Here is a 12,805-nt window from a genome sequence, read left to right on the forward strand (position 1 = left end):
GCCAGCTTTGCCGGGCGACATTGCCAAGGCATCGCTGATCGCGCCGCAAGTAGACTGCCACGCCGCGCAGCAAGCTGCCATCCCACCACGCGGCCGCGGTCCGACCTATCCGATTGGCTGAATCTTGTGGGCAATCAGGCATCAAGTTGTAGGCGCCTAGCCTAGATCAATACCCGCTGGCGGTTTTTTCGTTCCCACGCGATGCGTGGGAACGAAAAACGTGGTCTGTCCCCGGCCTGGGAGCGGAGAGCCACCTATCGCTGCTCGGGGCTATTCTGATCGGCGCCCTGCTGCTCTCACCCCTGGCCACCGCCGCGGCGCTGCGTATCTCTGCTGAATAATCCTGACCTGGCGAAGCTGGATGCAAAAATGGCATCGCAAAGGGTGCCAAGATCCGGTGCGTCCGGTTGAACGATGGAGTGGTAATCGGCTCGAAGCAAGCAGTGACCGAGCCAGATTGGAGTGCTAGACTTTTCCCCATGAATACCCAGGCAGAACACATTCTTGACGAAGCTCTCGGGCTGCCAGCCGACGAGCGTTCGGCCCTTACCGCAGCATTACTCGATAGTCTCCAAGGCAGTGAAGATTCTTCAATCGCGAAAGCCTGGCGGCAAGAGATCAGGGCGCGGCAGGCAGCCCTAAGAGTAGGTACAGTCAAGGCCGTTTCTTGGGCAGAAGCCAAAGCAAGACTGAGTGATCTGTGACTCCCTTTGTAGTTGATATTCTGCCCGAGGCAGAGGCAGAAATCAGCGAGGCATTTCTCTGGTACTTCGAGCGCAGCCCCCTTGCAGCCGATGCTTTTTGTGTCGCGGGAGGACAGTCGTTTTGCTTGCTCGTCAGAGTTGATCTCTCCCACGCCGAGTATCGCAATGCTTGTAGAAACAAAATCACGGTTGTTTTGTTTGGCGGATATCACCCCCTGTACATCCACTCTGGCACTGTGATCCAACCCGGATTCCGCTCTTCGACAGGCTCAGAAAATCGCTTCCCTGCATCCGGTCTGGGGCTGCAACTTGCCTGGGCTTTGCGACCTTTGCGTTTCCTTTGCGTTCTTTGCGATCCGGTTTTTGCTTGCGACTGCGCAAGCTGCGGATCAACCCTGTTCTTCTTGCAAACCAAACAGCACCACATAAAGCAGCGGCACCACCAGCAGGGTCAGCAGGGTGGCGAAGGCGAGGCCGAACATGATGGTCACCGCCATGCTTTTGAAGAAGGGATCGGCGAGCAGGGGAGCCACCCCGAGGATGGTGGTCAGGGCGCCGAGGAACACCGGCCGGGCGCGACTGACGGCGGCATCCAGCACCGCCTGGAAGCCCGGCTTGCCGTCGCGGATCTCGACGTCGGCCTGATCCACCAAAACGATGGCGTTCTTCACCAGCATGCCGATCAGGCTGAGGAAGCCGAGGATGGCCATGAACTCGAAAGGCGCCTGAAACAGCAGCAGCCCCAGGGTGACACCCAACAGCGCCAGGGGTGCGGTGAGCCAGATCACCAGCGGCTGACGGTAGGCGTTGAACATGATCACCACCGCCAGCAGCATGGCGCCGAAGCCGTAGGGGGCGGATAGGGCCAGGCCCTGGTTGGCCTCCTGCGAGGCCTTGTATTCGCCATGCCAGTGCAGTTCGTAGCCCGGCGGCAGGGGCATGGCCTCCAGTTGCGGCCGCAGCCGTTGCAGCAGGTTGCCGGCCAGCTCGCCCGGAGCCGGGTCGGCCTGAGCCTTGAGGGTGGGAACCCCATCGATACGCCGAATCAGGGCATCTTCCCAGACCAGACTGACCTCGCTGACCAGCTGGCTCAGCGGCACCGCTCGCTCGGCACGGGGGCTGAACAGCAGCACGTTGGCCAGGTCATCGGCACGGCTGGATTCTGCCGGCGGCGGCCGGGAAATGATCGGCAGCAGCCGGTCACCCTCAGCGTAGAGGCCAATCTGACTGCCGCCGAAGCTGCGCTGCAGGGCATCGCGGATCATCTGGCTGTCCAGCCCGGCCCGCTCTACCGCCTGGGCATCGATCTGCGGCCGCAGCAGCGGCACGCGCTGGCGCCAGTCGTCCTGAATCGCCAGGGCGGCGGGGTCCTCGGCCATGATCGCCTTGGCCTGATCACCCAATTTCCGCAGCACCTGGGGATCAGGGCCCTGAAAGGCGGCCTCGATCTTCTTGCCACCGCCCCGGCCGAGCATGAACTTCCACACCTTGATCTGGGCGTCCGGCTGCTGCAGCCCCAATTCCTCCTGCAACTGCGCCACCAGAGCATCGATCTGGCGGGCATCGGTCACGTCCACCAGCAGTTGACCGTAGCTGCTGTTGGGGTCTTCCGGCGTGTAGCTGAGCATGAAGCGCAGACCGCCCTGACCGATAAAGCTGGTGATGTGGCTGACCCCCGGCTTGGCCGCCACCTGGGTCTCGATCTGCGCCAGCACATCGGCGGTGGCCTGGATGTCGCTGCCCTGGGGCAGATAGACATCGACGACGAACTGCGGCCGCGCCGACTCCGGCATGAAGCCCGGCGGTACATAGCCAAAGCCGAACAGTGCCGCCAGCAGCAGCGTCAGCAGGGCCAGGCCGCTGAGCAGGCGCCGACGCAGCATCCAGCGCAGCAGCTCGGCATACTGCCGCATCCAGACCGGCAGCGGCGCTGCTGCCGTGCCGGGTGCGGTGCCGGGTGCGGCCGACTTGACGCGCAGGAAGCGCACGCAGAACAGCGGCGTGAGGGTGACGGCAAACAGCCAGCTGAACAGCATGGAATAGAGAATGACCCAGAACAGGGAGCCGGCGTACTCGCCCATGTCGGTGGGCGACAGGCCGATGGCGCTGAACGCCAGAATCCCCACCAGGGTGCCGCCCAGCAGCGGCCATTGGCTGGCGCTGACCACCTCGACTGCCGCCTTGATGGCTGCCTCACCGCGCTGCAGGCGTACCAGGATGCCATCGGTGATGACTATGGCGTTGTCCACCAGCATACCCAGGGCGATGATCAGGGCACCGAGGGAGATGCGCTGCATGGCGATGTCGTCCAGGTACATGGCGATCAGGGTCGCCGCCACCGTCAGCAGCAGCACGGCACCGACGATCAAGCCGCTGCGCCAGCCCATGAAGATCACCAACACCAGCACCACGATGAGCAGGGCGGCGATGAGATTATCGACAAAGCCCTCCACCGCCGCGCGTACCGAGTCCGACTGATAGGAGGTGATATTCAGCTCCATGCCGATGGGGCGCTGTTCCTCCAGTTGCGCCAGACGTTCGCGCACCCGGTCGCCCAGGCTGACCACATTGCCGCCCTTGACGTTGGAGATGCCCAGGCCAATGGCCGGCTGGCCGTCGTAGCGCAACAGCACCCGCGGCGGCTCGCGGTAGCCGCGGCTGAGGCTGGCCAGATCCTTGAGGCGCACCAGCTGGCGACCATCGGCGGAGGCGAGCAGAATCTGTTCCATGGCGGCGAGGGAATCGCCCCGGCTGCTCGGCTGGATTTGCAGCCGCTGGCTACCGGCACGCAGGTCGCCGGCGGCGCTGGTCAGGCCGAACTGACGCAGGGCCTGGTGAATCTGCTCCAGGGGAATGCCCAGCTGGGCCGCCTTGCTATCAGAAATCTCGACAAATATCACCTCTTCGGGCGCCCCCAGGGTGGCGACCCGCGCCACCCCTGGCACCTGTTGCAGCGCTTGCTCCAGGTCCTCGACGTAGTCGCGGATCTGGCTCAGGCTGTAGCCCTCGCCGGTGACGGCGAAGAACAGGGCATAGACATCGCCAAAGTCGTCGTTCACCACCGAGGGGCCGGCACCGGGAGGCAGGCGGCGCTGGGCATCGGCCACCTTGCGCCGCAGCTTGTCCCACACCTGCTCCAATTCGGCCTGGCTGCCGGCGAACGGCAGGGCGATCTCCACCTTGACCTGGGAGCTGCCCTGGCGGGAGATGGAGGTGATCTCCTTGACCTCCTGCATCTGCTGCAGGGCCGTCTCCAGCACGTCGGTGACCTCGTCCGCCACCTGGCTCGGCAGTGCCCCCGCATAGGGCGTGGTGACCACCGCCTGGCGGATGACGAACTCGGGGTCCTCGAAACGCCCCAGGCCCTGGTAGCTGATGAAGCCGCCCAGCAGCAACAGCAGGCACAACAGCCAAGCAATGGGTGCCTTGAGCAGGCTGTATTGGGCGAGATTCATTGGCTAAATACCTCCGCTGCGAAACACGGCGAGGCAAGAGCCAATACAGGACGCAGAGAACGCGGACGACTGCAGGACGCAGGAGGTAGAACGAAGCAGGAGGCCCGAGTCGAGTAGCGCAGAGCACGCAGAGGTTTTATTTGGTCTTCTCTAAAGAACATCTTTCAACTCCGCGATCTCTGCGCTTCTTTGCGGTCTCTGCGTCCTGATTGAAGCCAAATCAAGGCAGCGGCCTGACCTGCATGCCTTCGCGCAGTTGGTGGATGCCGGCGCTGGCGATGCGTTCGCCGGCTTTCAAGCCCTGCTGCACCACCACATGGCTATCGCGCACATCGCCCACCTGGATGGCGCGCAGGCTGACCTTGTCGGTTTCCGGGTCCACTACCCAGACCTTGGGTTGGCCGTCCGCCTCCACCAGCACCGCCTTGAGGGGGATGATCAGCTCCTTGGGCTCATCGCCTGCATTGGCACCCTCGGCCAGCACCTCCACCGCCATCCCTGGCAGCACCCGGCTACCCTGGCTGGGAATGAGTTCCAGCACCACCTCGTAGGTCTGGGTCTGGGGGTCTGCCTCGCTGGCGAAGCTCTTCAGCCGCACCGGCTGGTCCGGCTCGGCCAGGTCGGCAAAGCGCACATAGCCGAACTCGCGCCGCTTTTGACTTTGCACCACCCGCTCGGGTACATGGATCACCACTTCCAGCTGGGACAGGTCCTGCAGGCTGATGATGGCCTCCTTGGCCTGGACGTTCTGGTGGTTCTCCACCCAGCGCCGGGCCACCCGGCCGGCGAAGGGCGCGCGCAGCTGGCTGTCCGCCAATTCCTTGCGGGCGGCATCCAGGGCGACTTGCTTGAGGTTGAGTTGGGTCCGCTGCTGATCCAGCTCGGCCTTGGCCACCGCCTGGCTTTGCTGCCAGAGGCTGTTGAGACGGTCAAAACTGGTCTTGGCCTGGGCGAACTCGGCCTCGGCCTGGGCCAGCTGGGTCTCGAAGCCGGCCGGATCGAGCCGGGCTACCAGGTCACCTGCGGCCAGTTGCATGCCCTCTTGCACCGGCAGATCCACCAGCTTGCCAGCGAGGTTGAAGGCCAGCTCGGCTCGCTGACTGGCGCGCACCCGGCCGGGAAAGCGCAGACGCAGGGGTCGCTCCCAGGCCTGGACCTGAAAAATCGCCACCGGCCGACTCTTTGCTGCAACCTCAGGGGGAGCTTCCTGCTGGCAGGCGCTCAGCGCCAAGGCTGCGGCGAGCAGAGCGGCCAGGCAAAGGGGACGATGGAGGTTGGGCATGGGGCTGATCCCACAATGAATAGTTGAATGGGCGCAGTGTCGAGCAGTGCCGGATACCCGGCAAGGGGGATAGCGCCCAAAATGGGCGGGAGGAGTGCGGCGAGGGGGTAGAATGCTCGCAAGCTGTCAGAGGCCAACTGCCAGCTGGCCAGGTTCAAACCACAGAGCCCGTAAAATGCCCAAAACCCCAGCCATCGACTTGCAGCAGCACTTCGGCACTATCTGGCCGGTGCATGTGGAGCATTTCACTGAACTGCTGATTCGCTTGCGTCAAGCCTTTGCCGGTGATCTGGACCTGATGCTGATCCTCGCCATCATCGGCTCGCGCACCCTGCCCTGCCGCCGGGTCAACAGCTTCACCCTGGATGAGTTCATCGAAACCCGCCGGGAACTGCCACCGGAGCCGATCAACCTGCAATCCATCGCCGAGTGCAGCGGCATCCCCCGCGAGACGGTGCGGCGCAAGCTGCAGCAGATGGAGGGCCTCGGCTGGATCAGCAAGGATGACCAGGGCCATTATGCCGCCACCGCCAAGGCATCCCAGGACCTGGTCGGCCAGACCCAGGCCAGCCTGGATTATCTCAAGGCCCTGTTTGACCCTAAAAAGAGCATTTGGCCACAGAGCCACAGAGTACACAGAGAAAAATTAATGTGTTGGAAAGCGAACGCTCATCACCTTTTAGGTGAGCCTGGTCTAATATGTAGCTCTTTGAAACACCTCTGTGATCTCTGTGTCTCTGTGGCTTAGCTGAGGAATATAGGATGACGCCTTTGCCAGGTTAGTCGACAGCTGAGCTGGCCGGCGGACTGAGATGAGCCGTCACAAAAAGACCCTCATGTTGTTTGCAGGCACAACACCAGCACCCCACCCCAGGCCAATGAGCTAGGTAAAAGCCGCTCCAGCCCGCGAGCCAGGGGCGTTGCCGAAGGCAGAAAGATGCCGCTGGCCCAGTCAACACGCGGCCGCGGGCTCAATCCATCGACCCAGCCGAGGGCTTGGCTCAGGCTGTCCCAGCGCGCAGCGGCATAGCCGGGGGAGGCGCGTTTTTGCCGATACAGCAGGCTGTGGCGATTGAGCAGCCCCAGGGTCACCCCCTTGCCGCTGACCCGCCACATCTCCGCCAGCGCCTGCTGAGGGTCGGCAACAAAGCACAGGCTGGTCATCGCCAGCACCTGATCAAAGGCGCCATCGGCAAAGGGCAGGGATTCACCCCGACCCTGCAGCCATCGCACCCGTGGATCGCGCTGGCGGGCGAAGTCGAGCATCGCCGGGTCCGGGTCCAGGCCGCTGACCTCAAGCCCCAGATCGGCAAAGCCGCTGCTGAAAAACCCCGTGCCGCAACCCAGATCCAGCAAGCTCTCCCCCGCCTGCGGCTGCATCAGTTGGCGCAAAAGTGCCAGTTCGCGCTCGGCGAACCAGGCCCCGCGCGGGCTTTGGTACCACTGATGGTAGCTGGCTGGCGCAAGCATGGAGATAGCCTCAGGGCTTGGTCGGATTCTGGCTCTGCAACCAGCGCTCATAGCCACCGTAGAGCAGGCGCACATTGCTGAAGCCATCCAGGCGCAGGGCCTGGGCCACCTGGGAGGCAAAGGAGCCGCTGTTGCAGTAGGCCAGAATGGTCTTGTCCTTGGGCAAGTCGGCACGCTGAGCAAACACCTTGCGCCACTCGATATTCACCGCGCCGGGGATATGCCCCTTGGCGAACTGCTCGGCATCGCGCACATCCAGGATGTAAAAGTTGGCGTAATCAGCCGCAGGTATCTGCTCCACCGTGATCTGGCCGGAGCCGTAGTCGGCAAAGTCAAAGTATTCCTCCAGGGCCTCAACCACGGCCGGGTCGGCCTCGGCCTGGGCTGTGCTGACAACGCCAAGGCCCAGGGCGATGACGAGCAGGGGGATGAATGGGTTCATGGCAATCTCCTCGGTTGTGTCAGTGGGGTTGTGGCTTAAGTGGCCAGGGCCTGGTGCAGATCGGCGATCAGGTCCTTGGGGTCTTCCAGACCGATGGATAGCCGCAACATGCCGTCGCTGATCCCGCGGCGGGCGCGTTCCTCGGCGCTCAGGCCGTGATGGGTGGTGGTGCAGGGCTGGGTGATCAGGCTTTCCACCCCACCCAGGCTGGGAGCCAGGGCGAACAGCCTGAGCCGATCCGCCACCGCGCTGGCCGCAACGCCGCCCTCCGCCACCTCAAAGCTCAACATGCCGCCAAAACCGCTCATCTGCCGGGCCGCCAGGGCCTTGCCGGGGAAGCTGTCCAGGCCAGGGTAGAGCACCCGACTGACGCGGGGGTGCTGGCTCAGCGCCTCGGCCACGGCCTGGGCGTTGGCGTTTTGCTGCTGCACGCGGATCGGTAGGGTGCGGATACTGCGCGCCAGCAGGGCAGCGGTCTCCGGGGCGAGCATCTGCCCCAGGTTCTTGCGCCAGCCCCAGATGGGTGCCAGCAGCTCCTTGCTGGCCATGATGGCCCCAGCGGTGAGATCGGAATGCCCGCCCAGGTACTTGGTGCAGGAATGCACGGCAAAGTCCGCGCCCAGGGCCAGGGGCTGCTGGTTCACTGGCGAGGCAAAGGTGTTATCCACCGCCACCAGGGCACCATGGCGATGGGCCAGCTCGGCGATGGCGGCGATGTCAAAAATCTCAAGCGCCGGGTTGGTCGGGGTCTCAAAGAACACCAGCCCGGCACCCTGCTGTAACAGCTGCGGCAGCCGATCCAGCTCATGGCCGAGCAGGAAATGCCCAGGGATGCCCAGCAGGGGCAGCTGGTCCTTGAGCAGCTCCAGGGTGCCGCCATAGGCATCGCCGATGCAGATCACCCCCTTGCGGCCATGGCTGACAAACAGCGCCGCCTCCGCCGCCATGCCCGAGCAGAAGGCCCAGGCCGCCTCGGCGTTTTCCAGCGCGGCGAGTTTTTCCTCCAGGGCGAGGATCGTCGGATTGAGCCCGTAGCGGGTGTAGAGCGGAGCCAGGGTGCGACCCTCCACCACATCCAGGATGGCCTGGGTGGAGGGGAACTTGAAGGTGGTGGAGCTGTACAGCGGGCTGTGCGGCGAGCCCTGGGGGTCGTCCATTTCTCCGGCATGGACGCAGCGGGCGGCAAGTTCGGTCATTGGTGCTCTCCTTTGATGGGGGGTTGGGGTTCCAGACCCGGCTTAATCCGGGCCAGTTATTCAGTCTTCTTTGCGCCCTTTGCGCTGCTTTGCGTGCTTTGCGATCCGGTTTTCGGATTTAGCCGGGCCTGTATCTTCCAACAGCGGCGGCTCGGGCTTGCCCAGAACCCGTGCGAGCAGTTGCCGTGAGCGTTGGGCGATCCAGTTCTTCGACAGGCGTTGCTCGGCAAACAGCAGCTTGTCGCTGGCTTCTGTGTCGCGATACAGCAGGTGCTCGGTCTGAGGGGCGAAGGGGCGCGTACTGACCCGGGCGATGCGGCCGAGGTTGACGCCACGGCCATCGTCCAGCAGCAGCAGGTGCGGCAGGATGCCACGGGCCGGGTCGGGGCGGGGATAGTCCAGCACCGCCAGCAGCTCGAAGGCCTCGCCGGTCACCGACACCCCCAGGTTGACCTTGCCGCCGTGCAGCTCTATTAGATACACCTGTTGGCCAACGGCAGCGCGCAGGCGCTCGATCTGCGCGGCATAGTCGGCGCTGGGCCAGAGTTCATCCATGCTTAGCTCGCCTGACAGGCTTGCCAGGCGCGGATCAGGGCGGCGGCGGCCTGGTCGATCTCATCGGCGGTGCTGTAGCGCCCCAATGACAATCTGACCGCCCCCCGCGCCCGCTGCGGGCTGGCACCCATGGCGGCGAGCACGCCGCTGACGGCGGCATCTGCGGCATGACAGGCGGAGCCTGTGGAGGCGGCTACCTCGGGCGCGGCGGCGAGCAGCTCGGCCCCGCTGACCCCAGGGAAGGAGAGATTCAGGGTGTTGGGCAGGCGCTGCTGCGGTGGGCCGTTCAGCTCCAGGCCGGGGATGGCCTGGCCGAGCCTTTGGTGCAGCCGGTCGCGCAGATCACGCAACCGCTCCTGCTCCACCCCCAGCTGGCGCTGCGCCAGCTCAGCGGCCATCCCCAGGCCAACGATGTAGGCGACGTTCTCCGTACCGGGACGCAGTCCGCGCTCATGGCCCGCGCCGAATTGGATCGAGCCCAGCTCAATGCCCTGGCGCACATAGAGCGCGCCCACCCCCTTGGGTGCGTAGCATTTGTGGCCCGCCAGGCTGAGCAGATCGGCCCCCAAAGCTGCCACGTCCACGGCAATCTTGCCCAGGGCCTGGGCGGCGTCCACATGCAGCAGGGCGCCGGCCTGATGCACCCATTCGGCCAGCTCGGCCAGCGGCTGGATGCTGCCGATCTCGTTGTTCGCCAGCATCACCGAGACCAGGGCCAGGGGTGGCTGAATCTGCGTCCGGGCCGCAGTCAGATCCAGCAGGCCCTGGCCATCCACCGCCAGCTCCTGTAATTCCCAGCCCTGCTCGGCCAGATGCCGCGCCGGTTGGCTGACCGCCGGGTGTTCGATGCCGCTGATGAGCAGGCGCGAGGGCGCCCCAAGGCACCGTGCCAGGCCCAGCAGGGCCAAATTATTGGCCTCGGTGGCCGAGCCGGTGAAGATGATCTCCTCCGGCTGGGCATGGATGCAGGCCGCCACCTGGGCCCTGGCCTTGGCCACCGCCTGTTTGGCATCGTGGCCGTAGCTGTGGTCCGACGAGGGGTTGCCAAAGCCCTGGCGCAGCCAGGGCAGCATGGCCTCCAGTACCAGGGGATCGACGGGGGTAGTGGCGTTGTAGTCGAGGTATATGGGTTGCATCTGGGCCTCTGTCAGAAGGTGAGTACCTTTTCGCTGTCCCTGACCAGTTCATGGAGGTCCGCCATGCTGGACAGGGGGCAGTGCTCGCTGGCACCTTGCTGGCGGATCTTCAGGCAGGTGCCGCAGGCGAGGATCTCGCCACCCTTATCGACAAACTCCTGGATCTGCGCTGTTACGCCGAATTGCTCCGTATCCAATTGCTCTGCCTCAACCCCCTTGGCCAGCAGAAAGGCCCTGACGCCATCACCCTGCTGCAGGGCGAAGACGCCGAGGCGAAAGGCATTCCACACCGTTTCCGGGTCGTTGCTGTAGATGATCAGGCCAAGTTTCATGGGCAATACTCCATAGTCTGTGGATTCATTCGACCAGCTGCCGCAGGTAGGCAACCAGATCGTCCCGCTGCTCCGGGCTCAGGGGCAGTTGCGGCATCAGTGACCTGGCCCCGCCCTGGGGGTCCATTATGGCATGGCCCGCCCCAGGTACGATGAAGGCCGAGGGCCGCTCGATTGCCTGACGCAGATAGCCCGGCCAGTGCAGGCCGCCGGCCTGGGCCAGATTGGGGCCGATGCGACTGGGCGTCTGCCCCGGCAGGCTGTGGCAGGCGACGCAGCCCTGCTCCCGTGCCAGCCGGGCACCCCGGCTGGCATCGCCCGCCGAGCGGCCTTGCTCAACCAGGCCCTGCAGGCGCGTCTCGGCCAGGGCCCGCCCGGGCAGGACCAGCAGATGCCAGGCAGACAGCTGTTTGCGCCCATCCCTGCCTTGTCCGGCCCCATCCCACCGAGCCAGGGCCAGGGGCAGCGGGTTGAGCGTTGCGGGCAAGGCCCCGCGCAGCACCAGCGACCAGCCCCCGGCGCGGTATTCGGCCAGCGCCTCGGGCGCGGCCATGGCCGGGTTGGGCTCCAGGCTGCCAAAGCCCTGGGCGGTCAGGGCCTGGGTGCCCCGCCCGGCCTGCCAATACCAGAGCGCTACCGGCCGCTGGGGCTGGCCCATGCCGATGTAGGGCAGGTCCGGGTCTGGATCGGTAACAAACTGTACCGCCAGGGCATCGGCAAAACGGTCGGTGTGGCTCTGGCTGTAGGGGTCTTCCTGGGCGTCCGGCCAGTCTATGCGCAGGGCCAATTCCGTTTCACTGGCCAGGGCGCGCAGCTGGATATCCACCGCCGCGCCCCCCTCCAGGCCCGGCGCTACACTGTCTTGTGCCAGCAGGCGCAGCCGCTGCGGCGCTATCTGGTCCCAATCGATGGCGGCGCTGGCGCTGGGCAGTGGCGCGCTGGCCTTGGCCTGGATCAACCGCCCCTGACGCTCCAGCTCTTGCAGGGCGGGAACCACGCCAAGGCCCGTCTCTGCCCGACCGGCCTGAGCCGCGCCGCACAGCAGCAGCGCGCCCAGTATCGGACCCAGGAGGGATGCGGATTTCTGTTGTTTACTGTGAAACATCCGTAGCAACTGACAGGTCCCGAGTCCCGAGGCCCGAATCCCGAAGCCACCAAGAGATGTTTCATGTTCCGGGGTGGTGCTCCCCACTTCATGATCGTTGGGCTTCATCTCAGATCAACTCCCGGGGCCGGTCGAGGCGGAACATGTCGCCGTGGCGGTAGGCGATGAGCAGGTCCATCAGGGCCGATGCCTGTTTACGGTTCTTTTTTGCCATCTCCTCGCGCAGGGTATCCAGGGCGGCCTTGACCCCTGGGCCGAAGAGCTCCTGCAGATAGGCATCGGGCAGCCGGGCCTCCTCCTCGGGGCGACCGTCCGCCGCCAGTTTGGGCGGGCTCAGGGGCGGCACATAATAGATATTGGGCTGGGTGCCGTACTCCGCGTGTAGCGGCAGGGCCACCTTCCAGCGCTGCACCAGTTGATGCACGGCACCCTCCTCGTCATCCAGATAGGCCAGATGCCGGGCACGCCCCACGCATTGATAGGCGCAGGCCGGCGGCAGGCCTTTTTCCACCCTGGGGTAGCAGAGGATGCATTTTTCCGAGCGTCCCGCCAGGGGGTTGAAGTAGATCTTCTTGTAGGGGCAGGCGGCAACGCAGTAACGGTAGCCGCGACAGCGCTGCTGGTCGATCAGGACTATGCCGTCTTGCTCGCGTTTGTAGATGGCCTGACGCGGACAGGCGGCGAGACAGGCCGGTTTGCTGCAGTGGTTGCACAGGCGCGGCAGATAGAAAAAGTAGGCATTGGGGTATTCCCCGGCACCCTGGTCTTCATCCCAGTTCGCCCCCCACTGCAGCTGGTCCTCGGGACGCAGGGGCCTGTCGCCCGGCTGGAACAGGGCCTGATAGTCGAACTCGGCGGGGTAGCCGTAGTCCTCGTGCAGGCGCGGCAGGCGGCCGGGGCGCAGGCTGTCGCCCTGCCAGCCGCCGCCGGCCTGCTCCCAGTCCTTTGGATAGCCCTTGCCGGGGCGGGTCTCCACATGGTTCCAGTACATGAATTCGCGCCCATCGCGATCGGTCCACTGGGATTTGCAGGCCAGGGTGCAGGTCTGGCAGCCGATACACTTGTTCAGGTCGATGACCATGGCCAGTTGGCGTTGTGACATGGCGTGATTCCTCTAGGGTCTGGACC

General features: G+C 64.8%; 12 protein-coding genes. 2 read left to right on the top strand and 10 right to left on the bottom strand.

All coding sequences use genetic code 11. The annotated features are described in order from the left end of the window. Nucleotides 1-479: 479 nt before the first annotated feature. The gene (locus D5125_01940; GenBank protein ID QFY88337.1) at nucleotides 480-704 is read left to right on the top strand and encodes an addiction module protein; all 225 of its coding nucleotides are present in this window, start codon (nucleotides 480-482) and stop codon (nucleotides 702-704) included. A 389-nt stretch (nucleotides 705-1,093) separates the two neighbouring features. On the opposite strand, the gene D5125_01945 is transcribed toward D5125_01940, so the two are convergent. Both D5125_01945 and D5125_01950 read right to left on the bottom strand, forming a co-directional pair. Next, nucleotides 1,094-4,159, bottom strand: a complete 3,066-nt coding sequence (locus D5125_01945) for an efflux RND transporter permease subunit (protein QFY88338.1) — start codon at nucleotides 4,157-4,159, stop codon at nucleotides 1,094-1,096. Nucleotides 4,160-4,379: 220 nt separating this feature from the next. Continuing rightward, on the bottom strand, nucleotides 4,380-5,441 hold the full coding sequence (locus D5125_01950; GenBank protein QFY88339.1) for an efflux RND transporter periplasmic adaptor subunit: 1,062 nt from the start codon (nucleotides 5,439-5,441) through the stop codon (nucleotides 4,380-4,382). Nucleotides 5,442-5,616: 175 nt separating this feature from the next. On the opposite strand from D5125_01950, the gene D5125_01955 reads away from it, so the two are divergent. Further along, nucleotides 5,617-6,189, top strand: coding sequence for a hypothetical protein (locus tag D5125_01955; protein QPB72189.1), 573 nt, complete (start codon nucleotides 5,617-5,619; stop codon nucleotides 6,187-6,189). An 86-nt stretch (nucleotides 6,190-6,275) separates the two neighbouring features. Here the strand turns inward: D5125_01955 and D5125_01960 are convergent, their stop codons facing one another. The 8 genes from D5125_01960 to D5125_01995 all read right to left on the bottom strand — a co-directional run bounded on the left by D5125_01960 (nucleotide 6,276) and on the right by D5125_01995 (nucleotide 12,779). After that, the gene (locus tag D5125_01960) at nucleotides 6,276-6,911 is read right to left on the bottom strand and encodes a methyltransferase domain-containing protein (protein QFY88340.1); all 636 of its coding nucleotides are present in this window, start codon (nucleotides 6,909-6,911) and stop codon (nucleotides 6,276-6,278) included. 10 nt (nucleotides 6,912-6,921) lie between these two features. After that, on the bottom strand, nucleotides 6,922-7,353 hold the full coding sequence (locus tag D5125_01965; protein ID QFY88341.1) for a rhodanese-like domain-containing protein: 432 nt from the start codon (nucleotides 7,351-7,353) through the stop codon (nucleotides 6,922-6,924). A gap of 35 nt (nucleotides 7,354-7,388) precedes the next feature. Further along, nucleotides 7,389-8,549 (bottom strand): aminotransferase class I/II-fold pyridoxal phosphate-dependent enzyme, encoded by a 1,161-nt coding sequence (locus D5125_01970; GenBank protein ID QFY88342.1) that lies wholly within the window; start codon nucleotides 8,547-8,549, stop codon nucleotides 7,389-7,391. Nucleotides 8,550-8,609: 60 nt separating this feature from the next. Continuing rightward, entirely contained in the window at nucleotides 8,610-9,104 is a 495-nt protein-coding gene (locus tag D5125_01975; GenBank protein ID QFY88343.1) for a hypothetical protein, read from the bottom strand. 2 nt (nucleotides 9,105-9,106) lie between these two features. Continuing rightward, a complete protein-coding gene (locus tag D5125_01980) occupies nucleotides 9,107-10,240 on the bottom strand; it encodes a cysteine desulfurase (GenBank protein ID QFY88344.1) in 1,134 nt (377 codons plus the stop codon). Between the two features lie 11 nt (nucleotides 10,241-10,251). Then, nucleotides 10,252-10,572 (bottom strand): DsrE family protein, encoded by a 321-nt coding sequence (locus D5125_01985; GenBank protein ID QFY88345.1) that lies wholly within the window; start codon nucleotides 10,570-10,572, stop codon nucleotides 10,252-10,254. Nucleotides 10,573-10,597: 25 nt separating this feature from the next. Next, nucleotides 10,598-11,677, bottom strand: coding sequence for a c-type cytochrome (locus D5125_01990; protein QFY88346.2), 1,080 nt, complete (start codon nucleotides 11,675-11,677; stop codon nucleotides 10,598-10,600). Between the two features lie 109 nt (nucleotides 11,678-11,786). Continuing rightward, complete coding sequence (locus D5125_01995; GenBank protein ID QFY88347.1) at nucleotides 11,787-12,779, bottom strand: respiratory nitrate reductase subunit beta; 993 nt, start codon at nucleotides 12,777-12,779, stop codon at nucleotides 11,787-11,789. Nucleotides 12,780-12,805 lie beyond the last annotated feature (26 nt).

Source organism: gamma proteobacterium SS-5 (assembly GCA_009497875.2).
GTDB lineage: Bacteria > Pseudomonadota > Gammaproteobacteria > Chromatiales > Chromatiaceae > Magnetovirga > Magnetovirga frankeli.